At 68.6% G+C, this 23,507-nt stretch carries 18 protein-coding genes, 2 tRNA genes and 2 pseudogenes; 9 read left to right on the forward strand and 13 right to left on the reverse strand.

Annotated elements, in window-relative coordinates:
* Positions 1–116 precede the first annotated feature (116 nt).
* Positions 117–190: transfer RNA gene (locus tag ACFYW9_RS12100), tRNA-Gly, on the forward strand.
* A gap of 49 nt (positions 191–239) precedes the next feature.
* On the opposite strand, the gene ACFYW9_RS12105 is transcribed toward ACFYW9_RS12100, so the two are convergent.
* Positions 240–1,385: a tyrosine-type recombinase/integrase gene (locus ACFYW9_RS12105; protein WP_389148107.1), complete on the reverse strand. Its 1,146-nt coding sequence runs from the start codon at positions 1,383–1,385 to the stop codon at positions 240–242.
* Positions 1,385–1,930: an excisionase family DNA-binding protein gene (locus tag ACFYW9_RS12110; protein ID WP_389148110.1), complete on the reverse strand. Its 546-nt coding sequence runs from the start codon at positions 1,928–1,930 to the stop codon at positions 1,385–1,387. The genes ACFYW9_RS12105 and ACFYW9_RS12110 overlap by 1 nt, the downstream gene beginning before the upstream one ends.
* 227 nt (positions 1,931–2,157) lie before the next feature.
* On the opposite strand from ACFYW9_RS12110, the gene ACFYW9_RS12115 reads away from it, so the two are divergent.
* Positions 2,158–2,556, forward strand: a complete 399-nt coding sequence (locus ACFYW9_RS12115; protein ID WP_389148113.1) for a thiol-disulfide oxidoreductase DCC family protein — start codon at positions 2,158–2,160, stop codon at positions 2,554–2,556.
* A gap of 3 nt (positions 2,557–2,559) precedes the next feature.
* Here ACFYW9_RS12115 and ACFYW9_RS12120 read toward each other — a convergent pair whose 3' ends face one another.
* From ACFYW9_RS12120 to ACFYW9_RS12135, 4 genes and pseudogenes are all read right to left on the reverse strand, one after another.
* On the reverse strand, positions 2,560–3,612 hold the full coding sequence (locus tag ACFYW9_RS12120; RefSeq protein WP_389148338.1) for an HTTM domain-containing protein: 1,053 nt from the start codon (positions 3,610–3,612) through the stop codon (positions 2,560–2,562).
* A gap of 61 nt (positions 3,613–3,673) precedes the next feature.
* Entirely contained in the window at positions 3,674–4,258 is a 585-nt protein-coding gene (locus tag ACFYW9_RS12125) for a DUF5819 family protein (protein WP_389148116.1), read from the reverse strand.
* 251 nt (positions 4,259–4,509) lie between these two features.
* Positions 4,510–5,838 (reverse strand): ice-binding family protein, encoded by a 1,329-nt coding sequence (locus ACFYW9_RS12130; protein ID WP_389148119.1) that lies wholly within the window; start codon positions 5,836–5,838, stop codon positions 4,510–4,512.
* 125 nt (positions 5,839–5,963) lie between these two features.
* Positions 5,964–6,235, reverse strand: a pseudogene (locus ACFYW9_RS12135) (transposase family protein); the annotation flags it as partial.
* An 865-nt stretch (positions 6,236–7,100) separates the two neighbouring features.
* Here ACFYW9_RS12135 and ACFYW9_RS12140 point away from each other — a divergent pair.
* Positions 7,101–7,325: pseudogene (locus tag ACFYW9_RS12140) on the forward strand (calcium-binding protein); the annotation flags it as partial.
* A 168-nt stretch (positions 7,326–7,493) separates the two neighbouring features.
* Here ACFYW9_RS12140 and ACFYW9_RS12145 read toward each other — a convergent pair.
* Positions 7,494–7,832, reverse strand: coding sequence for a cyclic-phosphate processing receiver domain-containing protein (locus ACFYW9_RS12145; protein ID WP_389148122.1), 339 nt, complete (start codon positions 7,830–7,832; stop codon positions 7,494–7,496).
* A 318-nt stretch (positions 7,833–8,150) separates the two neighbouring features.
* Here ACFYW9_RS12145 and ACFYW9_RS12150 point away from each other — a divergent pair.
* Positions 8,151–8,216, forward strand: a tRNA-OTHER gene (locus ACFYW9_RS12150).
* Between the two features lie 195 nt (positions 8,217–8,411).
* Here the strand turns inward: ACFYW9_RS12150 and ACFYW9_RS12155 are convergent.
* The 4 genes from ACFYW9_RS12155 to ACFYW9_RS12170 form a co-directional block, all read right to left on the reverse strand.
* Positions 8,412–9,839, reverse strand: a complete 1,428-nt coding sequence (locus ACFYW9_RS12155; RefSeq protein ID WP_389148125.1) for a hypothetical protein — start codon at positions 9,837–9,839, stop codon at positions 8,412–8,414.
* A 35-nt stretch (positions 9,840–9,874) separates the two neighbouring features.
* Positions 9,875–11,287: an FG-GAP-like repeat-containing protein gene (locus ACFYW9_RS12160; RefSeq protein WP_389148128.1), complete on the reverse strand. Its 1,413-nt coding sequence runs from the start codon at positions 11,285–11,287 to the stop codon at positions 9,875–9,877.
* Positions 11,288–11,362: 75 nt separating this feature from the next.
* The gene (locus ACFYW9_RS12165; protein WP_389148132.1) at positions 11,363–11,635 is read right to left on the reverse strand and encodes a hypothetical protein; all 273 of its coding nucleotides are present in this window, start codon (positions 11,633–11,635) and stop codon (positions 11,363–11,365) included.
* A 425-nt stretch (positions 11,636–12,060) separates the two neighbouring features.
* Complete coding sequence (locus ACFYW9_RS12170; protein ID WP_389148135.1) at positions 12,061–12,615, reverse strand: DUF6985 domain-containing protein; 555 nt, start codon at positions 12,613–12,615, stop codon at positions 12,061–12,063.
* 246 nt (positions 12,616–12,861) lie between these two features.
* Between ACFYW9_RS12170 and ACFYW9_RS12175 the strand changes: the two genes are divergently transcribed.
* The 5 genes from ACFYW9_RS12175 (at position 12,862) to ACFYW9_RS12195 (ending at position 20,581) form a co-directional block, all read left to right on the forward strand.
* Positions 12,862–13,635 (forward strand): calcium-binding protein, encoded by a 774-nt coding sequence (locus ACFYW9_RS12175; protein WP_389148138.1) that lies wholly within the window; start codon positions 12,862–12,864, stop codon positions 13,633–13,635.
* Positions 13,636–14,002: 367 nt separating this feature from the next.
* A complete protein-coding gene (locus tag ACFYW9_RS12180) occupies positions 14,003–14,140 on the forward strand; it encodes a hypothetical protein (protein WP_389148141.1) in 138 nt (45 codons plus the stop codon).
* A gap of 783 nt (positions 14,141–14,923) precedes the next feature.
* A complete protein-coding gene (locus ACFYW9_RS12185) occupies positions 14,924–15,268 on the forward strand; it encodes a hypothetical protein (protein ID WP_389148144.1) in 345 nt (114 codons plus the stop codon).
* 442 nt (positions 15,269–15,710) lie between these two features.
* On the forward strand, positions 15,711–19,394 hold the full coding sequence (locus ACFYW9_RS12190; RefSeq protein ID WP_389148147.1) for a S8 family serine peptidase: 3,684 nt from the start codon (positions 15,711–15,713) through the stop codon (positions 19,392–19,394).
* Between the two features lie 137 nt (positions 19,395–19,531).
* Positions 19,532–20,581 (forward strand): helix-turn-helix domain-containing protein, encoded by a 1,050-nt coding sequence (locus ACFYW9_RS12195; RefSeq protein ID WP_389148151.1) that lies wholly within the window; start codon positions 19,532–19,534, stop codon positions 20,579–20,581.
* Positions 20,582–20,646: 65 nt separating this feature from the next.
* Here ACFYW9_RS12195 and ACFYW9_RS12200 read toward each other — a convergent pair whose 3' ends face one another.
* Both ACFYW9_RS12200 and ACFYW9_RS12205 read right to left on the reverse strand, forming a co-directional pair.
* The gene (locus tag ACFYW9_RS12200) at positions 20,647–22,665 is read right to left on the reverse strand and encodes a hypothetical protein (protein WP_389148154.1); all 2,019 of its coding nucleotides are present in this window, start codon (positions 22,663–22,665) and stop codon (positions 20,647–20,649) included.
* Positions 22,666–23,054: 389 nt separating this feature from the next.
* A complete protein-coding gene (locus tag ACFYW9_RS12205) occupies positions 23,055–23,471 on the reverse strand; it encodes a hypothetical protein (protein WP_389148158.1) in 417 nt (138 codons plus the stop codon).
* Positions 23,472–23,507 lie beyond the last annotated feature (36 nt).

A 23,507-nucleotide genomic window follows, 5' to 3' on the forward strand; every position in this document is an offset into this window, starting at 1 on the left:
CCCCGCAGCCGCGTCCACCCTCCGAAACGCGAACGGGCCCCGCGGCTTCGACGCCGGGGGCCGGGCATGAGGTACAGTGAGCGGGCATTCGACGCCGGCCGAAACCGGCGTCTTACGCGGGTGTAGTTTAGTGGTAGAACATCAGCTTCCCAAGCTGAGAGTGCGAGTTCGATTCTCGTCACCCGCTCCATGACAGAGGCCCAGGTCATCGACCCGGGCCTTTTTGCTGTCCGCTGCGATCACTCGCCGCGTGCCAGATCCGTGCCAGAACGTTGTTCGTCCGGATCATCGGTGTCCTCTACTGGCACGGCAGCAGCTTCCTGCTGTCGATCGTCGTCGGAGTGCTGATAGATCAGCGCCGCCCTCTCCGAGGACCGGCCGGCCCGCACCATCGTGTCCTTGAGCGTCGCACCGGAGCGCGTGGACAGGGTGTGACCGGTGTGGCGGAGATCGTAGAACCGGAAGCCCTCGGGCATGCCGACCAGCGCACGTGCCCTTCTCCACTTCGTGCCGAAGGTGCTACGCCGGAAGGGAGCTCCCTTCTCCCCGACGAAGATCAGACCGTCCGGCCCCCCCTCGGCGTACGACTCCAGATGCCAGCGCAGCTCTCGACGGAGGAACGCGGGAAGGACGACCGTTCGAGTGCCCGCCTCGGACTTGGTTTCTCCCTGCACACGCCGCCCGTTCATCCGCTCCGGCTCGGCGAGGCGAACGCGAATACGCAGGGTGTCGAGGTCGGCGTCTCGGCGGCGGAGGCCGGCCAGCTCTTCCGGCCGCATCGGACCGTAGGCGCCGAGGTAGACCATGAGGCGCCACCGCATCCCGACGGCGTTGGCGAGAGCGTCCACCTGGGGAACGGTCGCAATGCGCCGCTCGACGGCCTTCTCCTTGCCGCCGCCCTTGATCCGGCACGGGTTGCGCTGGATCAGCTCGTCATCAACCCCCGTTTCCATGATGGCTTTGAGGAGCCGGTACGCCTTGGCGGTGATCGTCTTGGCTCCCGTCGTGCGCAGCCTCTCGGTGCGCCACTCGCGGACGCGAGGTGCGGTGATCTCGTCCAAGTCCGTGTCGGCGAAGGCGAAGAGGTGCTTGTCGAGGAGGTACCGGTAGAGATCTTGGGTCAGCGGTGCGAGTTCCCGCTCCTCGATCCACTTGTCCGCGTAGGCGCGGAAGCCCACCGCTCCAGCCTCGGGGTCACGCCACTCCCCCCTGCGGATCTCGGTCTGCTTCTCAGCGAGCCAGTCGTCCGCGTCCGCCGTCGTCTCGAAGGTGAACGGCGCCGGACGCATCACCCCGTCGGGCCCCGGATAACGGGCCTGATAGCGCCCGGACTTGAGACGCCGAATCGCGCCGAACCGGCGCCGCCTGCCCTTGCTGTTGGCCATCAGGCGGCCCTCCCGTATCGAGCACGCGGACGCCTGAACGGCTTCACCGTGTGCGCAGCGAGGAACTCATCCACCGCGCTTGCGGGGATGCGGACGTGACGGCCGACCTTCACGTATCGAATGCGCCGCGAGTGCACCGAGTGCAGCCTCGAGACAGACACCGCGAGGTCGGGGACGTCCATGCCGGCCCATGCCCTGAGCCGTTCGGTGACCTCCCGGCGCACTGCGGCGCACTGTGCCCCGATGTCGGACGGATAGCCGAGCTCGACGGTGATGCGCAGCCGTGCCTCCCCGAGCACCGCCTGTCGTCCGGCGGCAGACTCACCGTCTCGTCCTGCGGCATTCGGCTCCGGTGCCCGCCGCACGGATGCGGTCACGTGTGGGGTCCGGCGGCCGGGTGGTACGTGGCCGGCCGACTCGGTGAACCGGCTCAGCGCCTCCCGCGCCACCCGGGAAGCGATTTTCGCAACGACCCCGTCGGCGACGCTGATCGCCCCGCGCTCCCCGCGGGGGATGCCCGGACGCCGATCGGCTTCCCCGGTCACCGCAGCCTGTCTCCCCGGGCCTCTCGCCGGTCATCGTGGATCCGCTCCTGCCGGTCTCGGCGGCGGACGAAGTCGCCCGGTTCGAGATCACCTTCCATGAACCGCCCGACCGAGGAGCTCCAACAAGCTGGCGTTACGCGCTTATAGGTCGTGTTGCTCACCAATCGGCTTTTGATCACCGCACACTGAAGATCTTCAACGCAGTCCGTGGAGGAAAGGCAACCCAGATGGCAAGCAAGCCCATTCTGCTGTTCGACGGAGACTGCGGTTTTTGTAGCAGAACGATCGAAATTGCCCGGCGCACCATTCAGCCGCGTGTGCAATTCGTTCCCTGGCAGTACGCCGACCTCGCCGCCCTGGGTGTCACCGAAGACAGAGCCGACCGCGAGGTCCTTTGGATCAGCCCGGCCGACGGCAGGGTCCACGGCGGACCACGCGCCCTGTCCGCCATGCTGATGTGCGGACGAAGGCGCTGGTGGTGGCTCGGGTTTGTTCTTCAGCTGCCGCCTGTCAATTGGATGGCACGTGGCGTCTACCAGGTTGTCGCGAAGAACCGCCATCGTCTACCAGGCGGCACAGTCACCTGCTCTCTCCCGGCCCACATGAGAGGGAAACCGGACTGTTGACCCCTACTTCAGCAAGGGCTGCGGCGGCACCGCAGCCCTTGCTGTCCGTACCGGAGCTTCCGCTCCCATGCCACCTGTGCGCTGGAAGGTGCGCCGCCACAGCCGTCCCAGCGCGCGGTAGAAGCGGTCCGGCAGGAATGCGGCATCGGCGACGATCATCGCGCCGGAGAAGAGAGGCAGCCCCAGAAGCACCGCGATATTCACGTGCATGCCCAACAGCAGTACCAGAACAGGGTATTTGAGCCTGCCGAACAGGACGAACGGAAACGCGACCTGTACCAGCACCGTCAGGTAACCGACGACGGCAATCAGCACATGATGGCTGGCGATCGTCTGGGACAGCTCGGGCCAGGGCCGGAACAGGTCGATGTTCAGGACGTAGTGAAGGGCTGTGCCGTCGCCCCACTTCGGGCCCTGCACCTTGTACAGGCCCGCGCATCCATAGAGGAAGCAGACCTGGGCGGCGATGACGAACATGCCGCAGTTGTGCAGCACGGTGGTCAAGATGATGCGGGCGTCGCCGAGATGGTGCCGGAGATCGCTGCCCCGCGGGCCTGCCGTCTTGCCCGCCGACGCCTGGAGCCGGGTCCTGCGGGCGTCGAGGGACCAGCACCGGCCGCACGCGGTGAAGACGAGGTAGACAGCCATGAGGACCATGAGATTGTCCCCGCCGTCCGCCATGAAGATCGCCCTGGCGTGGAACGACACCACCACGACCGCGAACAACACGGACACCGCCCGCGTCCGCCAGCCCAGCAAGAACAGCGCACACGTCACCAGAGCCACGGCGTAGCAGACCTCGAAGTACACCTGGCTGTCGGACAGGGTGAGGACGCTGGCCCACCCACTCTGGTCGAACATCTGCCTGGCCAGTGTGGGCGTCCACGGTGAACCTGGCCCCCACATCTCGTTGCGGTGTGGAAACTCACGGAGCAGGAAGACGAGATAGAGAAGCCCGTACCCGATGCGCAGTACCGCCGCCGCGTACAGGGAGACCGGCCGTTCGGTCAGGAAGGCGAGGAACGCATGGGTCCGGTCGAGAACGCGCTGCGGCATGCGAACGGCTGCCCGCTCAGTGGTGCGTTCGGACGCGGTGGGCGCCGCGACCGGTTCCTGCTCAGTCAGTTCCATGCGAGGCCACCTTCCACCAGGGCAGATACCGGGTTTCGGCCCGCGTCAACGCCTTGGCGGCCCGGGGGGATCCACTCGCTGCGCCGGGCGCAGCGATAGGCCGCGAGATCACCCGCAGCTGGATGGAACCGAAGGAGCCGCCATGTCGGGCGGCGACGCGATCGACTGCGATGTTGCGCAGATACTTCTCGATCATCAGAGCCCGCTCCGAGCGCGGCTGGTTGTCGCCGCCGTGCGTTTTCAGGTACGAATTCCAAGCCTGGCGCAGCATGTTCTGCGCCGTATGGCTCGGGAAAACGCTGTGCTTGACGGCGGCATCGTCCCCGGCGGTCAGATCGATCCAGCCACTCACCTGTGCGGTGCCGTCCGTTGCTGTCCGTTTGATCCTCGCTGAGATCTGTCGGTTGGCGGACTGCGGATTCGGTGCGAAGAGCCGCCAGTTCTGCTCGAACACGGGCCGGACCCACGCGTTGACCTGCTGGCTGTACGCCTTTGAAACGGCGTTCGGAGGCGCCACGTACAGAAACACCAGGAGTACATGGACCAGGGTCACTGCCAGACACAGGGCCACCGCGGTTCCCGTTCCAGCGCTCAGCGGGCGGGGTGGCCCTGAAATCCTGCGGGTGCCACCCGGTCTTCCGCCACCGTCCTGCGCTGCCGGCTTAGCTCCGGTCGGCTGCGGATACTTCAAGTTTGTCGACTCACTGCCGCTCAGCACGGCCCCACCCGGTCCTTCCCATCCTGACTGCTCGCACCTGCTGCTCCTGCTTCCACGGACGGCACGCGACGGAATTGATGACGATCCGCCGCGCGCCACCCGTCTTACATCCAGCTCGGAACGAGCTCCTCGTGCACGAAGTGCTTCCCCGGCTTGCCCGGCCACTCGTCATGGCTGGACATCTGCGGCTTGTCGTGGTGGCTGGGCTTGTCGTGGTGGCTGGGCTTGTCGTGGTGGCTGGGCTTGTCGTGGTGGCTGGGCTTGTCGTGGTGGCTGGGCTTGCCCGGCTTGCCCGGCTTGCCCGGCTTCCCCGGCTTCCCCGGCTTCCCCGGCTTCATGTGGCAGTTGCAGTCGTGTCCGCCCGTGGCGTCACCCGTTGCAGCGTCACCGGTGGTCGCAGCGTCACCCGTTGCAGCGTCACCAGTGGTCGCAGCATCACCCGTTGCAGCGTCACCGGTGGTCGCAGCATCACCCGTTGCAGCGTCACCAGTGGTCGCAGCATCACCCGTTGCAGCATCACCGGTGGTCGCAGCGTCACCAGTGGTCGCAGCGTCACCAGTGGTCGCAGCATCACCCGTTGCAGCATCACCGGTGGTCGCAGCGTCACCAGTGGTCGCAGCATCACCCGTTGCAGCATCACCGGTGGTCGCAGCGTCACCAGTGGTCGCAGCATCACCAGTGGTCGTGGTGGTGGTGCTCTCACACTCCGGCCTGGTGATCACGTTGTTGTTCAGCGTCACGGCCCCGTTGCGGGCCAGCACCCGGCCCTGGATGGTCGCCCCACTATTGACAGTGATCGAGGTGAGCGCCATGAGGGTGCCCACGAAGGTGGAACCGGATCCGAGCGTGGCCGATTCGTCGGTCACCCAGAACACGTTGCACGCCTGGGCGCCGTTCTGAAGGACAATGTTGCTCCCGGATGCCGTTGTCAGGCCCGCGGGAACCTTGAACACCCAGACGGCATCGGGGTCGCCCTGGGCATCCAGGGTCCAGGTGCCGTTGACCAGGAGACCGGACTGGACGGCGTAGGTACCCGGAAGCAGTGTGGGAGTCACGGGCGCCGCGGAAAGGTTGAATTCCGTAGGCTGACCGAAAGCGTCGTCGTACGCCGTACCAAGGTCGGCCTTCGCTCCTGCTGCCGCCGCGCCCGCGTAGATCGACCCGCCCGTCACCGTACCTGGCGGGAATCCGGTAACGGCCGTTCCCGGAGATACACCGACGTCTCCGGTGACTACAGAATTACCTTCGTTGGTGACCGTCGAACCGGCCAGTACCGCGAAGCTTTCCGCGGTACCCAGATCTACAGCTGTTGCGGCATTTGCTCGTGTAGGCGTCACTGCCACAACGGCAATGGCGACCAGCAGGGTGAGTACCCCTGCAATCCAGGCCGTCATTGTGCGCCGCGGCGGCACACTGGGAATGTTCAGTGTCATCGAGTGTCCAACTCCTGTGGGGGGCTTCCGGCGTTCCTCGTCGAACAGAATCGCCCCTTCTGTCGGCGGCATATTACGCAGGCGAATGACCTCGGCAAAGATTCACTCGGCCGGTGTCGCTGGAATCAATCAGTATGCATCAAGGAATGTGCGATAAATATTGAGCTGAATGGCTGCCCCCCCCTCATTCGGGCGGTCGAGCACCGGAATTTGTGGAGGAGCTGCCAGGATTTCAGGGGACAATGGCCTGTTCGGCGAGCGCCCGGATCTTGGCATGGGGCCGGTTGACGGACTGCTCACCTGTGGAAAGGCTGTCTCAACAGCCTTGGTAGGGAACGCGGACCGTGCCGTCGGCACCTTGGTAACCCTTGTCCGCCCAGCAGATGATGCCAACCTCGAAGTACGTCGGCCTGCCCCGCAGCCGCCAGAGGTAAGCCATGCCGTCGACAACGATTCGTCGCGGTCCCCTGCGGACCAGCGCCGTGACTTCCCCTTCAACAGCAACGATGCTAGCGACCCCGGCCCCGGCGCCCGTCTCAGTTTCCGTCTCATTCAGCACCGTTCACGGTCGTTCAGACGAGACCGAAGCCGGTGGCCGCTCCCGCGGCCGAACGCCCATGAACGCAGGTGAACGGCCCCGCTCGAAGCCCCAAGCCCCACCGGCACAGTTGGAAAGCGTGCGCCCCGTGGCAGATGGTCAGTGAAGGTAGCGGGTGCCTCGCCGAGGCGCCCGTCTCGGTCAAGCTGCCGCGAGACGAAGAGGTCATCGTGCAAGGCGCCACCCATGTGCTTTTACCGTCGAGGCTTGAGCCGGTCGACCGCCGGATAGCCTGGCTCAGGCTGGCAGGGGTACGGGGAGGCACACGGTCGACCGACCCACCATCGTGGCTGACTGCCGTCGGCTGAGACCCAGACGCTCCATCGCACAGCTTCGCCAAGCGACGTCCGAGGCGAAGAGACCGTGCCATTCGCGTGCCAGATCCCGCGGGGAACCACGGGGAACAGCGGGGACTGACCCCAGAGACGACCCGGGCTCCAGCACCACTCCGCCGCAGATCAGCGCAGCGACCACCGCCAGGAAACCTCAGCTTCCCAAGCTGAGAGTGCGAGTTCGATTCTCGTCACCCGCTCCATGTGAAACCCCCAGGTCGACGACCCGGGGGTTCTTTGTTGTCCAGACCAGTGAGCGGGACACGCACCACATCCGCACCACAAGGACCGGCCGGCTGCCGGTGGACTCCTCCTTCAACCGGGTCCAGTCCTGGAATTATTCGTACCGCACGGTCAAGGTGCAGCGTGCCTCCCGGCTCACCGTCAATGCCACACCCGAGCCAGTGACGAAGGGCAAGACCGTCACGACAAGCAGCACCGGCACACTGAAGACCACGGTGCAGGCTTCAGCCGACGGGTACTACCGCCACTCCTTCGCGGGCGCCTCGACAACGCCGGCGGCCAACTCCAGTGGTGACCTCGTCGACGTGAGGTAATCGGCAACGAAGCCGGGTCGACCTCCGCAACGAGGCCGACCCCGAACAGCGGTGGTCAGCGCCGGACCTCGGCGGGCGATCGGCCGAGGGGTGCAGTCGGTCGACCAACGTTCCCAACGCCCCGCGATCGACCTGGTAAAGACGAGGCCAGACCTCGAAATCAGATTCCTAGACCGTTGCCCGCCGGACCTGGTAGTCCCAGCGTGCGAGTGACCGGACGACGGTCTCGGCGCCAATGGGGTTGGCGCTGTGTACGAAGACCGTGCCGATCTGGAAGGGCCGCCCGTTGAAAGCGGCTTCTTCCATGAGGGTCACCACGGGCAGGATGCTGTCGTCACCGCCGAGGTCGTGGTCGAGCCAGAGTTCGTCGATGAAGCTGTCGCGGTGCTCTTGCAGGAGCTTGACGCCTTCGCCGCTGCTGCGCGCGATCCGCGTGGTCCAGGGCAGCGGCCGGAGGTCGTCTATGCCGAGGATGACGGGCGTCGGTGCGGGCGGCTCTTCTTTCACCCGACCATTGTCGCGGCACGGCCGCGACCGGCTCGGCGGAGGGGCGTGGTCGCCGAACCAGGTCGGTGCAGCTCTCGACGGTGGCACCCTCGGTGTCAGCGGCCGATACGGAGGTGAGCTGTGGCCTTGAGACGCAGAGATGAGCGCATGGCGCGAAGCGCGCCCGTTCAGCCGGCGAGCCCGCCGTCGGTTGAACGCGTGCCACAACGTGCCGGAACGAGCGGGGAGTCACGGGGAACAGCAGGCGTCCACCAGCCGCGAAGCCCACGCCCCGTGGGGGGGCTCCCACACCCCGTGGAGGGCTCATTTCGCAGATCAGCCACCGGGTCGGCCGACCTCGCTCCTGAAGCGGGTGTCGCAGGTTCGAATCCTGCCGGGGCACCAGGCAAGAGGCCCCGAACCGATCACGGTCCGGGGCCTTTTGACGGCAGGCTTTGAGGGCAGGCTTTGACGGCGGTGAAGCCTCACGCCTTCACGATCGCGGTGGTTCTTCGGCTACCGAGTCTGTTGTGCGGGGCTCCACGCTCTCGCACCGCGTAGGCGCCCTGACGGCCGCTGACCGAGCGGTGCCGCGCGGCATCAGTTGTTGAGGACCGAGCCGTACCGCGGGGCACCCGCCGTGGAGACCCCGGTGGCCGACGGGCCGAAGGAGAGCGCCCCGGCCGTCGTCGGTCCTGCGGAGGCGCCGCGCAGCGACCAGACCGCGCCGTCGCCCGCGTTCTCGCCCGGGCCTCCCACGGTCAGCTCGGCGCGGTGGTCACCGGAGTGGTCGGCGAGCAGGACCCGTGCGCCGAAGCGGTCGCCCTTCTCGGCCGTGCCGGGGACGCCCGCGGTGTTCTGGGTGTACGACGCCGCGCCCTTGGTCGTCAGCCCGGAGGCGGTGCCCCGCAGAACGGTGACCGATCCGGTGCCGAAGTCCTCGCCGGACGCACCGATCGCCAGGTCCTTGAACCCGTCCCCGTCCACGTCGCCCAGGAAGACGCTGCTGCCGAAGGCGTCGCCCGCCTCGGCCGCGCCCGGCACGCCCGGCGTGTCCTGGCCGAGGACCAGCGGGGCGCGGGAGGTGTCCTCGCCGCCCGGTCCGCCGTAGACCACGGTGACCTTGCCGCCCTTGGCCCCCGCCGGGTCGGCGGAGGTCTCGGCCGGATTGCCGATGGCGATGTCGGCGTACCCGTCCTTGTCGATGTCGCCGACCGCCGAGACCGTACCGGCGGGCAGCTCCTGCCACCAGTCGGTGTAGTTGCCGATGGACGGGTCGGTGACCAGGTGGGTGACGGCGGCACCGGTGCGGGGCTGCCGGCCGTGCACCACCAGGCTGGTGGACCAGGCGGGGGAGATCCGCCCGGCGGACACGGAGGTGACGCCGTACGACGGGGAGTAGGGGGCGGGGAAGCCCGAGCCCGAGCCGCCCTGGAAGGAGCCGGACCGGGTGACGGGGCCGTTGACGAAGCTCAGGGCGCAGGAACCGGTGGAACCGACCACGACGTCGAGGTCGCCGTCACCGTCGAGGTCGCCCACGGCCAGGGCCTGCCCGTAGCGGTCCGTCTCCTGCTTCCAGTAGTTGACGACCGTGCGAGCCCCGGAGAGACCGGACGGGGAGCCCCAGACGGCGACCACCGCGCCGCCGTTGGTGTCGCCGTCGACGTCCTCGCCGGGCGCGCCGACCAGGAGGTCGGCGTAGCCGTCCTTGTTCAGGTCGGCGGAGGCGACGGCGCTGCCGAACGCGTCGTCCGCCTCGGCGGTGCCGGGCACGTCGGCCGTGTTCTGGGTGATCAGGGTGCGGGTGGCCGTCTTCAGCCCGGTGGAGCTGCCGTAGACGACCGAGACGGCACCCGCCTTGGACTGGCCTCCGACCGTCGCGTCGGGGGCGCCGATCGCGAGGTCGACGCGGCCGTCGCCGTTGAAGTCGTACGGGACGGCGGCCGCGGTCGCGTGGGCGGCGGGGACGGTCAGGGCGAGCGGAGCCAGCGCGCCGGCGAGGGCGACGACGAGAACGCGTGTACGCATGGGGTTTCCTCGGGGAGGCCTGGGGCGGGGGTGTGTCACTGGGCGATGGCCCAGGCGAACTCACCGGTGCCCTGCACGGAGACGTCGCGGGCGCCGATGAACTTGGCGTAGTCGGTGGTCAGGCCGGAGGCGGCGCCGCGCAGGATCGTGACGGCGCCGTAGCCGTTCTCGCCGCCGGCGCCGGTGACCAGGTCGGCCTTGCCGTTCTTGTTGATGTCGATCAGCCGCACCGACTGGCCGAACTGGTCCCAGGCCTCGGAGCCGCCGGGAACGCCCTCCGTGTCCTGCGTCCAGGTCTTCACGCCCTTGGTGGTCAGGCCCGAGGCGGAACCGAACAGGACGGTCACCGCGCCGGCCTCACCGACCGTGCCCACGTCCTCGCCGGGCGCGCCGACCGCGACGTCGCCGTAGCCGTCACCGTTGATGTCACCGGTGCTGATCGACGAGCCGAACAGGTCCTCGGCCTCACCGGCCCCGGGCACCCCCGCGGTGTCCTGGTGGATCACAGTCGGCTTCTGGGCGGGGTCGGGACCGTTCGGACCGCCGTACCAGACGGAGATCTGGCCGCCCTTGTGGCCGGTCTTCTTGGACGCGCTGGGGTCCGTGGGGTCACCGAGGACCACGTCGCCGTAGCCGTCGCCGTTGATGTCACCGATCGAGCCGGGCTGACCGTCGGCGTTCGGCAGGCCCTTCATGACGTGCTTGTAGCCGTTCCAGGTGAAGTACCTGATGTCGCCGCCCTCATCGCCGTCGACGAGGAAGGGGTAGATGCGCTCGGCGGCTCGGTCGCCGTTCAGGTCGCCCGCGAACACGTTGGTGGTGGTGCCCAGTTCGCCGACACGGAGGTTGTTCACCGGGGTGCCCGTGCGGGTGAAGGGGCCCTTGTAGACGCGGGTCTCGGTCCGCCCGGTCAGGGTGACGTCGTTCTTCCCGTCCCCGTCGAAGTCGGCGACCGCGATGCCGGTGGCGAAGTTGTTCCACTCGTCCAGAGTGGACGGCTGGGGCACCAGGGCGCCGCCGGACAGGCCGGACGTGCCGCCCCACAGGATGGTGGCGCTGCCCACGGCGTCCCGGTCGCCGATGGTCTCGTTCGGGGCGCCCACGACGAGGTCGGAGTAGCCGTCACCGTCGAGGTCGCCGGCGGCCAGGCTCTCACCGAAGAGGTCCCCCGCTTCGGCGGTGCCCGGCACACCGGCGGAGTTCTGCGTGATGACGGTGCGCTTGGCGGCCGAGACGCCGGAGGACGAGCCGTAGAGCACGACGACCGCACCGGCCTGCTGTGCCGTACCGACCTGGTGGCCGGCGGCGCTCAGGGCGAGGTCCAGATAGCCGTCGCCGTTGAAGTCGCCGGCCAGACGGGAGGGCGCGGCGGCGGCGGGAGTGAGGGGCAGGGCGGTGAGCAGGCCGGTGGTCAGGGTGGCGGCCAGCAGCAGGACGCGCTTGCGCAAGGCGGGGCTCCGGGTGGGAGGAGGCCGGGCCCGCGACGTGATGGGCCCAGCCGGGATGAGCGGGACGAGGGGTGGTCAGTCGGTGAAGACGGCGCCGAGCCGCGGGGTACCCGAGGTGGAGACGCCGGCGGTGGCCGTGCGGTACAGCACGGCGATCTGGCCGGAGTCCTTCTGGCCGCTGGCGTAGGCGCCGGGCGCCGAGGTGGCGACGTCGCCGTTGAAGTCGGCCTTCGCGACCTTGACGGAGTCCGCCGCGGTCGCGGGGGAGGCGGCGGCGAAGGTGAGCGGACCACCCGTCAGCGCGGCAGTCGTGGGTGTCGCGAGGGCGAGTCGGCGGTGCTTGTGCATGCTTTTTCTCCTGCGGCATGCGGGGGATGCCTGGCGGGCATCCGCAGTCGGTGGGCTGCGGCTCCCCCGTGTTCGACGCGAGTTGTCCCGCGGTTCACAGGAGACCGGCAATCAGGAGACCTGGGCCGGGGCGTAAAGGTTGCACATGAGTTCGGTGGTTTTTTCGGGGCTGCTGTGACCATGGGATCTGAACCCGCGGTGACTCGCGCCACGACGGTTTTCAGGATTGTTCCTGAGCGGCTTCAGTAGACGACGACTCTCCAGCGCTCGACCCACCGCAGCCACTCGCCACCCGGCCCAGGCAACCGGCCGACCAGCCGAGCAAACCTCAGCGACCGCCGCGCCCATGGTTCGCATCGGGATGGTCAGGGATCGATTCAAGCAGCGACGGTGAAGAGGGCAGCGCGATCGGGACTCCGCCGGCATCAGAGGCGGGTCGCGGCGTCGACCTCATCGGTCCGTTCGCTGTCTTCCTCTGCTATCCAGAGGAGGACGGCCGTGTCGCCGCCTCCGATCTTGACGATGCGGGTGTCGTGCATGAGGGCGCCCACGCCGTGCTCTTCATCCCACCGGCAGGTGCCCTCGAAGCCGACGTACGGCTTGCCGTCTTTGGAGATCCGGTGGACGTGGATGGACTCGATGCCGATCAACGACTTCAGCTCTTCGGCCTGATCAAGAGCGGGCAGGTCATCCGGATCCAGCCCGTCGGGGGCGGCGCAGATCGCCTGGTAGTAGGCGAACAGTCCGGGCAGGAGGGAGTCCATCAGGCGCGGGAGGTTGGCCACCGTCCATGCCACCGAGGCGATCTCCGACTCATCCAGCGGGTGGTCGCTCCTGCCCTCCGGAGCGTAGTAAAGGGAGACCGGCTCAGGCACGGGTGACCCATCGGTACGTGCGTCGGCTGATGCCCACCCCCCGGGGGGCAGGCGGACCGTCGTTCGCCAGAAGAACTCGTCCCAGACAAAGGCAGACATGTCCATGGCGCAGTTCTACACGACCGATGACGACCACCCGGTCACACATGAGTACCGCCCGGACCCGCGAAGGGTGCCCCGGGGACGTCGTGCAGGTGGTCCGGTCCTCCGCGATGTCGGTCGCGCCGGGTGTGGTGACTGGCGTACAGGTGGACAACCAGCCAAGTTGGCGTGAACGCAGTACTCTCCCTCCATCAATCATGGTGCCTGCGGTGGGGGCTCGACCGGCAGGCCTGTTTTTCTGGGGACTACATGCGCTCAATCGCCATAGGCGCCGCTCTGTCCGGCGCCCTGGCACTCGCCGTCGCAAGCACTCCTGCGGCTCAGGCCGACGAGGTGTGGGGTGGCGACACCACGATCACCAGCGTCACGGTCAACGGTGGCAAGCCCATCGTGGTCGGCGTCTCCAACAAGGTCACCTTCTCGGGTTCGGTGACCGCCACCGATCCGGACGGCATCGAAATAGCACGCGTATTCGTGTACCACGGCGGCCCCGAGGAAGACGACATGGACACGGCGGCGGCGTTCGGCCGTCCCGCATGCACAGCCGTCGACGCCGCGACGAAGACCTGCGTCGTGCCCTTCACCCTCGACCCCGGCGACCTGCAGAAGAACACTCAGGCCGGGCAGTGGAATGTCGGCATCGACGCCTTCGACAAGGGCAACGGCGGCATCGCCCTGGATGTCTACAAGCACACGAACGTCCAGCGCTACTCGAAGCTCAGCGTCAACGCCTCGCCGGAGCCGGTCGCCAAGGGCAAGAGCATCACCGTCACCGGCAAACTGACCCGCGCCAACTGGGAGACCCACGACTACCGCGGCTACACCGATCAGCCGGTCAAGCTGCAGTTCCGCAAAGCAGGAACAAATACCTACACGACGGTCAAGACCGTATACACCAACAGCACCGGCAGCCTGAAGACCACCGCGACAGCTGCCGGCGACGGCTACTGGCGCTACTACTTCTCCGGCACCAGCACGACCGCGACGGTCAAGACCGCCGGGGACTACGTGGACGTGCGGTAGACAGCGGCATCACGCACTGATCAAGCCCCCAGCAACGGGTTCTCCGTCGGTGGGGGCTTGCTGCTGTGCCGGGGCCGTCCCGGGACCGTCAGTTGCGCGGCCGGGCCGTCACCCAACGGGCAACGTGCGACGCAGCGGCCCTGACCGATCTACCCGGTCGGTGGCCGTCAACCTGCATGGTGGGTGTGGGATTTGAACCCATGACTCGCGCCACGACGGTTTTCGAGATCGCTGAAGTGCCGACTCGCCCATGGACCGCGCCGGCGCAGTCCTCAATGAGTGGCTTTGGCCTGCTTCCTGACGGGAGCCCTGGACTGGGTGCTTCTGGAGGTAGCGAGCAGGGCGTATCGCGCTGTTGGATACGGGCGTGCCGAAGAGCGACGAATACGACGGGACCAGTAATCGACTTGCCCTCTGGGGCTGCCTTGCCGGGCTGGTCGTGGCCCTGGCCGTTCCGGTGTACCTGCTCGTGACCGTCCTGTTCTTCGGGATGCCAACCCCGTAGGGGAGGGGGAAGAACATGCCACGCAGATCCACGCCGGGCTCGGAAGGAACCGCGTGCGCCGACATCTACGTCCGACATCAACGATGGTGGACACAGGTGGCCTTGAGCTGACACGCACGCCAAATCGTCTGTGCCTACCTGTCCCAGGAACAGACGGCAAGCGTGTGCCTGCTCCTGTGGCGGTGGCGTACTCATTGCGCGGCCGGCGCTGGCAGGTCTCTCCTTGGCCATCGACGAAGCCCGACCGTCGGTTGGGTCCCGGGCCGTACCCGGGCCGCCCCCGGACAGATCGGGGATGCAGCCGCTCTGTAGAGCTGGACACCTCGGAAGCCGGCCGCGCGTCTGCGACCCTAGCCGTGAGCACTGACAACAGGCCCCGCGAGCGCGACCGCTGCTCCTGTGCGGCTCGCACCACCGGCGCACCGGATCGGACGGGGGACAGCGGGCAACCACGGTGCATGCGGCCGAGGCGATCAAGGACGCGCCGCAGCTGTTCAGCCCGGTCGGCGCCCGAACCGCGCTCAAGTGCCCGCAGCTTCCCGAGCCGAGAGTGCGGGTTTGATTCTCGTCACCCGCTCCATGGCAGAGTCCCAGGTCGGCGGCCTGGCCTTTGTTGTTGTGCGTGAGCACTGCCCGGCACCGCGGTTCTCACGCCGAGGGCTCCCGGCCCGCCACGACCAACGCCCAGGCGTGGGCGAACAGTTCGGGCAGGGTGCCGTCCGCGCCCCGACGCGGATGTCCGGGGCGAAGGCCGCTGTCAGAGCCCGGTGGGAGGGTGCTGCCATGCAGAACACACTCTTCGAACTGCCGGAGACACCCTCGGAGCACGCCGTGATCGCTCGCTTCCGACTGGGAGGCGACGACTTCGGCGATCCTGACCAGCGGTCACTGGTCTTCGCGGCCGAGCGGTCGATGGGGGCCGCGGTCAAGGCCGCCGGCGTCGGGGAGGTCGACGGCAACGAGTTCGGTGGTGGTGAGGTCGTGATCTTCGCCTACGGCCCTGACGCGGAAGCTCTGTACCGGGTGATGGAGCCCGGCTTGCGCGCGCTCCCGTTTCGGCCGGCGCACGCCGTGCTGCGCTACGGAGAGCCTGCTGACGATGTCCCGACAGAACGCATTGAGCTCTGAGCGTGCGCGCCGTCCGTCTGGTTCAGGTGGGGGCAGGACATTCCCGGCCCGGCATCGCGGAGAAGCAAAGGGCGGCGGACAGGCCCTGGCCACCCGGCCGGACCTCTGGGATGTGCCCGCATGGGCCAGTCGGGTCTTCGAGAGGTCCGCTGCTCCGGCGCCCGGTCGGGCCGCTGCCCGGGGATCACGAACCGAGCCCCGTGTGGCGCTCGGCATCCAGCTGTCCTGGCGCCGACGCTGCGGTTCGCCCCGGTGACACGAGCCCGACCATGCCCGAAAAGCGTGGGTCGACTGATTGTGACTGGTTTGTGGATGGCGAGTTCCTGCCATGGCGAGGACTTGCCGTCGTCCGGCCTTCACGTCGGTGTGAACCGGCCGATAGACCCGTGGCATGTCCTCCCCCTCTCAGTCTTCCGCCTTTCGGCGCAGACGCCGGCGGCTCGTGTCCGCCGCCACCGCGTTGCCGCTGCTGGCTTCGGGGCTCGCACTTCTGCAAGCGCCCGCACAAGCCGCTCCGGCCAAGCCCCCGGTTCCCGCCAGCCCCTCGGCGACCCACGAGGTCACCCTGGTCACCGGCGACGTCGTCACCGTCACCACCATGGCCGACGGCAGGCAGACCGCCGACGTCCGCCGTCCCGACAGCGCCGTCGGGGGCGTGAAGATCCAGGAGATCAAGGGCGACCTGTTCGTCGTCCCGGACGAGGCGGCTCCACTGCTGGGCGCCGGGAAGCTGGACCGGCGGCTGTTCAACGTCACCGACCTGATCGAAATGGGCTACGACGACGCGAAGTCGGCCGCGGTGCCGCTGATCGCGGCGTACGCCCAGCCGAAGTCCCGCTCCGCCGTCGAGCCGACGGCCCCCCGCGGCAGCAGGCTGACCCGCAAGCTCAAGGGCATCCACGGTGCCGCGTTGAGCACCGAGAAGCGGCGGGCCCGCACCTTCTGGACCACCGTCGCGCCGCGGGGCGGCGCGGAGTTGGGCGCGGGTGTGTCGAAGCTGTGGCTCGACGGTCGCGTCAAGGCCAGCCTGAAGGAGAGCGTGCCGCTGATCGGCGCGCCCGAGGCCTGGAAGGACGGCTACACCGGCAAGGGCGTCAAGGTCGCGGTGCTCGACACCGGCATCGACGTCAACCACCCCGACTTCGCGGGCGTGATCGACGGCACGACCAGCTTCGTGCCGGGCGAGGGCGTCACCGACGTCAACGGGCACGGCACGCATGTGGCCTCCACCATCGTCGGCTCCGGCGCCGCCTCCGGAGGCGACTACAAGGGTGTCGCCCCCGGCGCCGACCTGTTCGTCGGCAAGGTGCTCGGCGGCGCCGAGGGCTACGGCCAGGACTCCTGGGTCATGGCCGGCATGCAGTGGGCGGCCGAGTCCGGTGCGGACGTCGTCAACATGAGTCTCGGCGACACCTACCCGACGGACGGCAGCGACCCGATGTCGCAGACGGTCGACGCGCTGTCCGAGCAGTACGGCACGCTGTTCGTCATAGCCGCCGGCAACGCGGGCCCGGAGAGCGTCTCCGCCCCGGGTGCGGCCGCCTCGGCGCTGACCGTGGCCGCCACGGACAAGCAGGACCGGCTCGCGTCCTTCTCCAGCACCGGCCCACTGGCCTACTCCGGCGGCATGAAGCCGGACATCGCGGCGCCCGGCGTGGACATCACCGCGGCCCGCTCGCAGGACATGACCGACGGTGGTGAGGGCCTGTACCGCACCCTCAGCGGCACCTCCATGGCCACCCCGCACGTGGTCGGCGCGGCGGCGGTCCTGGCCCAGCGGCACCCGGACTGGACCGGCGCGCAGCTCAAGGAACACCTGATGAGCACCGCGAAGGGCCTGGACGGCGGGTACTCGCCGTACGAGGTCGGCACCGGCCGTGTCGACGTGGCCGCCGCCGTGCGCACCACGGTCCGCGGCACCGGATCGCTCTTCTTCGGCAACTACACGTGGCCGCACGAGCCGAGCGACGCCGCCGTCACGAAGGACCTGACCTTCACCAACACCGGTTCCGCCGACGTCACGCTGAACCTGACGCTGACCGACGACGGCGGTCCGTTCGCGCTGGGAGGCACCGAGGTGACCGTCCCGGCGGGCGGCACCGCCGCCGTCCCGGTGACCGGTGACCCGCGAGCCGCCTCGGCAGGCCGGCACGTCGGCTACGTGATCGGCACCGACGCGGCCACCGGGAAGCCGGTGACCCGCACGTCCGTGGCGCTGCTCAAGGAGGAGGAGCGTTACGACCTGAACATCAAGCTGGTCGGCCGGGACGGCAAGCCCGCCGCCGGCTGGGTCCAGATCAACCTGGCCGGTGACTTCTGGCCGTGGGCGCTCTACGTCGACGGCTCGACCACCATGCGCATGACGCCCGGCCAGTACACCGTGGCGGCGTACCTCGACGTGGCCGGTGAGAAGGCGGACCGCTCGGGTCTGGCCGTGCTGGTCGACCCGGAGACGGTGCTCGAGGACGGCTCCGCCGACGTGGTGCTGGACGCGCGCAGGGCACGCCTGCTGCGGACCGAGGCGCCGCAGCGCACCGAGGACCGCCAGCGCAAGGTCGACTTCAACGTCCACTACAAGGGCCTCGACCCGTACACGGACTACCGCAGCGCGTACGTGCTGCCGCCGACGTACGACGACGTCTACGTCGCGCCGACGGAGCCGATGAAGCAGGGCGAGTTCATCCTGACCACCCGCTGGCGCAAGGGCGAACCGCAGCTCAGCCTGAGCACGGCGGGTGGTCACCGCAGCTTCGGCGCCCTGGTGCAGGCGGGCAGCGCGCTGGGCACCGTCACGAACAGGCTGGACACCGTCTACGCGGGCAACGGCTCGGCGGCCGCGTACGAGAAGATCAGGGCCAAGGGCAAGCTCGTCGTCGTCGAACGCAGCGACGAGGTCTCGCCGCAGGAGCGCGCCGAGGCCGCGGCGGCGGCCGGTGCGAAGGCACTGATCGTGGTCAACGACGGTGTCGGTGCCCTGATGGAGTACGTCGGTGAATCGGCCGTCCCGGTCGCCACCGTGCACCGCGACGAGGGCAAGGCCCTGGTCGCGATGGCCAGGACCGGCCACTTCAAGCTGACCGTGAAGCAGACCGAGTACACACCGTTCGTCTACGACCTGACCCGGGACTACCCCGGCCGGGTGCCGGACCGGCCCCTGGTCTACCAGCCGGCCGAGCGTGACCTCGCCCGGATCGACGCCCGCTACTACTCGGCCACGGGCGGCACGTCGGCGGAGGGCTACCGGTCCGACTTCACCCTCAGCCCGTCGTTCAACCTCCCCGAGGCCGAGTGGCACCCGGGCACCCGCACGGAATGGGTGACCCCGGGCCAGAACTGGAGAGAGTTCCACGCTCAGGGCGTCGACGGAGACCTGCCGTGGGTGATGGTGTCGGGCGACAACACGTATGCCAAGGGCAGCGCCACCCGTCTGGACTGGTTCGCTCCGGCGACCCGGCCCGCCCAGAGCGAGTCCTTCGGGGTGTACAACTCCCGCTGGCAGAACTACATGACGTGGAACGTGCAGGCGTGGGCCTCCGCCAGCGACAACATGCGGCTGGGCGGCTTCCTGGACTGGGGCGAGACGCCGACCCGCCTTCAGGTCTTCCAGGGCGACACGCTGATCCACGACAACCCGAACAGCACGGACATGCAGTGGCAGGAGGTGCCGGCGGGCGACCTGCCCTACCGCGCCGTCCTCGACGCGGAGCGGCCCGGCGACGTCTTCCGGCTGTCGACGCGCACCCACTCCGAGTGGACGTTCAGGTCCGGCACGGTCGACTCGGACTTCTTCGAGCCGTTCTCGGTGCTGAACCTGGACTACAGGCTGGAGTCGGACCTGCACGGCGACGTGAAGGCCGATGCGACCCAGAAGATCGCGCTCAAGCCGGTGTCGATGGGCCTCGGCACCGTGCCGGGCAAGGTCACCACGGTGAAGCTGGACGTCTCGTACGACGACGGTGCCACCTGGCGGAAGGTGACCTTGGCCAAGGGCGACGGCGGTTACTGGCAGGGCTCGTTCAGGACGGCGAAGAAGTCCGGCGGCTTCATCTCGGTCCGCGCGAGCGCCGGGACGGACCGCGGCTACAGCGTCAAGAACGAGATCGTCCGGGCGTACGGCCTGCGATGAACCGCGCTGTCGGGCCCCGGGGAGTCACCTCCCCGGGGCCCTTCTTGTCACACCTGCTCCCAGCAGGGACTACTCAGGGTCCGCCGACTTGGCACATACTCTCCCCGCTGCGGCAAGTGGAAGGAGGTCGGTCGCCGATGCTGGATGTTCTGGGCCTCGAACCCGATGACGAGCTGGTCTACCGGGCGTTGGTCGGACGGCCGGACTCCACCGCGACGCTGCTGTCGGATCTGCTCGCCGTACCGCAGGCCCACGTCGACAAGGCCTTGTCCCGGCTGGTCGAGTGGGAACTGGTGATCAGGTCGGCGGACGAGCGGTTCACCGCCGCGCCGCCGGCCATGGCGTTCGGCGCTCTCATCAGCCAGCGCCGGGACGGGCTGCGGATGGCCGAGCAGGCGCTGGTGACCCTCGCCGAGGAGCACCGGGCGGCGATGACCGGCAACAGCATCAACGATCTGATCGAAGTCGTCACGGGCCGCGACGCCATCCGCCATCGCTTCCTCCAGGTGCAGCAGGCGGCCCGTACGCAGGTCCGCAGCTTCATCACCGCGCCGTTCCTCGCCGTCCCGCCCGAAGAGAACACGGCCGAGCCCATGGCCATCGACCGCGGCGTGCACTTCCGGGCGGTGCTGGACCGGGCCGTGCTGGCAGAACCGGGCATCATCACCGATGCGATCGCCTCACTGCGCAACGGTGTCCAGCTGCGTGTCGCCGACCAGCTGCCGATGAAACTCGTGCTGGCCGACGCCGAGCTCGGCCTGGTCCCGCTCGCGGTCACACCGGCGGGAGAGCCCGGCGCCGTACTGCTGCACCGCAGCGGCCTGTTGGACGCGTTGGACGCACTGTTCGAGACGGTATGGCGCACCGCCCACCCGCTCGAACTGTCGGGTACCGGCACAGAGGCCGAAACCACCGTGGAGCTCGGCGCGGAAGGCCCGGGCGACCTCGACCGCAGGATCCTCGCGCTCCTGCTGGCCGGCCTGACCGACCAGACGATCGCCGCACAGCTGGGCCTGTCACCGCGCACGCTGCACCGACGCCTGCGCCACCTCATGGACATGGCCGGAGTCCGTACCCGGATGCAGCTCGGCGGTCACGCCGTCCGGCACGGCTGGGCAGCGCCACCCGTGCCGGGCCGGCAGACATCTCCTCCTGGCGCGCACGGTGTTCCGGACGAAACCGCCTAGCCGGCTCGGGTCGGGCCGAAGAGCGTGAGCCCGTCAGCCCGGGCCCCCCGGGCCGTGCGAGGCCGCTACAGCACGGTCACGGCCCGGTCCGCCTCCATCACGGATTCGGCCCGGTCCGCCTCCATCACGGATTCGGCCCGTTCCGCCTCTCCCTTCGCGGCCAGGGCATTGGTGGCGGAGTTGAAGCGCTCCATGGAGGTGGGGTGGTCGAGTCCCAGGACGTACTCCTTCAGGGTGCGGCGGTCGAGGACCATCGGGTCGGTGTGCGGAGCGCGGACCGAGTCGAGGATCTCCGGGAGACGGGTGCACTCGCGGTCGAGGAGGTAGGCGCCGCCCGCAGTGGTGTAGGCGGCCCGGAACTCGTGGTCGGGCAGGTCGCGCGCGTTGGTGAGGACGTACGGCTTGAGGCTGGCCACGAAGTCGGCGACCACCGAGGAGACGTCGCTGACGAGCATGTCCGCCTGGTTGAAGCACTCGTAGAGGTTGGGCAGTTGGCCGAGGATCACGTTGTGGCGAAGGGTGCCCTGGCTCTCCCAGAAGATCCGGTGCCACTCGGCGCGCAGTTCCTGCCACTCGGCCGCGCCGGCGCGGTCGGGCACCCGGGCCTCACGCATCTGCTCGGCGGCGTCGCCGCGCAGCCGGCCCGCCAGTTCGTCGAGGCGGGCCCGGATCTCCTGCAGCCGGGGCCGTACGGCGAGGGCCGCGGCCGCCGCCTCCGCGGGGTCACGCCGCTCGTTGTCGGCGCGCAGCAGCTCGCGGATCGTCTTGTCGGCGTCCGCCGCCCGGGCCGAGCGCTTGCCGGTGAGCGGGTGCGGTTTGTAGATGATCCGTACGTTCTCCGTCAGGAGTTTTTCGATGAGGGGCACACCCATCGGGATCAGCGAGGTGTGGCAGTCGTCGTCGCTCCAGCCTTCCCAGGTGGGCGCGTAGAGGACGACGGGCACAGGACCGGGGACGTGCTCGGCGTGCAGCCGGATCGGGGACAGCTGCGGGCGGCCCACCTCCACGATCGCGCTGTCACTGATCGCGTGCCGCACCCGCTGGTAGCGGTCCCGGCCCGCGCGGCCGGCCACCCAGATCTCGTCGTACACCTTGCTGACCCGGTTGCTGCTGGCCAGCTTGTCGCTGTCGCCGTGCCCGATGAAGACGTGCTTGGCCTCGGCCACGCGGAGCATGTGCACGTTCTTGCCCGCGTTGCCGGGATACAGCACGACCCGGACGTCTGACAGTTCGAGCTCGGCCAGGTCGTCGGCCTTCGGTACGCAGACGACCGGGATCCAGGTACGGCTCAGGTAGCGGAACGAGGCGTTCTCGCGAAGGATGATCACCGGACGCAGGTCGAGCTGCTCGAGCGTCTCGATCCACATGTTGACCTGGTACATGAAGTCACGGGAGACGGCCGCGAAGCTGAAGTAGAGCGCCACCTCCGGTCGGTACTCCTCCAGTTGACGGTTGACCTCGGCGAACACCTCGTCCCGTGCGGGCATCCGGCGCGCCCTGCGGTACTGACCCAGCAGCGCGAGGACAGCCGCCGCGGTCACACCGACGGTGAGCGCGAAGCCCGCGTAGGCCGGCTCCCAGGTGCCGGCGGCGAGCGCGGCGAGGAGCCCGACGTGGGCCGGCAGGTCCAGGTGCAGGAGTTTGCGCAAGTGGCGTCTGAACAGGACGGCGGGCGGCTGCGGGGGTATCGGCAGCGCGCTCAGGTCGAGGTTGCGCACCATCAGCGGCAGCACCCGGCGCCGTCGGATGGCGTGGTGCACCGCCGTATAGAGCATCATCATCGCGAAGTGACCGCTGACGACCGCGAGGGCGGTGACCAGCCACACGCCCGGCGCACCCATCCGGCTGGCCAGCGCGAGCAGCATCACCGTGCGAACCGCGAACCGCATGGTGCGATCGAGATGCAGCGCCGCCAGCCGGCGGACGAAACTCGGAGCGCGCGTGTGCAGTACCTCGTCCACCACGTACGTCAGGGCCGCCGTCGCCATGAAGCCCCACAGGGACGGCAGCAGGGCGAAACCCGGCAGTGCGACGAAACCGGCGACGAGCAGGAGCACGAGGAGCAGGTCGGTCACCCCGCGCACGCGTAGAACTCCACACAACCGACGAATCATCATGGGCAGGCCTTCTCTTCCGAGACGCTCGCCCGAACGGGCGACCTGTGTACGCCAGTTCGGCGTATATGCCAGTTCGACTCGAAAAGAAGGTAAAAAGTTGTACACCCGATCTACAGAAAAAATTCATTTCCTGTTGGGAATGTCCAGGCTGGTCCGACCGTCCCAGTGAAGCGACGGATACGTACAGGCGAACAGCGGGAAACCAGGTGTTCCGCCACATCAGACACCCCAGGACGCCGAACGGTTGTGACGAAGAGGGCCCCGGAACGGTCGTCCGGGGCCCTCTTCGTCGTAACGGGTTCGAGAATCGAGCTCGCGCTCTCATCCCGGCGGCCCGAGTCGGCCGCCGAGGGGTCCTACTTCTTCACGGGGTCCAGGCAGAGGACGAACTTGTCGGCGTCCCACTGCTGCGCGAGCGCGGCCTCGCCGACCGTGCACGCGTTGGTGTCGAAGGTGTTCTCGACGACCTTGAGGACCTTGTAGTTGGCGTCCTTGTCGTCGCAGCTCTTGGTCTCCACGTCGGGGTCGTTCTCGGCGCCGGTGACCTTGACGCAGTCCCCGACCTCCGCGCGCACCGGGGAGTCGAAGACGTAGCCGATACCGAGCTTCACCACCACGGCGACGACGATCAGGACGACAACACCGAGGACCTTCTTCAGCTTGCTCTCCCTTGCGGGGGCGGGGGCCGCGGGTGCGGCTCCGGGTACGGGCTGCTCCGGGAACGGAGAGGGCTGGGGGTCTTGCGGGGCGGCGGGGGGCGTCGGAGCGCTCATCTGCGATCTTCCTGGATCTTGCGGGATATCGAACGC

It is taken from the genome of Streptomyces sp. NPDC002698, from assembly GCF_042888945.1.
GTDB lineage: Bacteria > Actinomycetota > Actinomycetes > Streptomycetales > Streptomycetaceae > Streptomyces.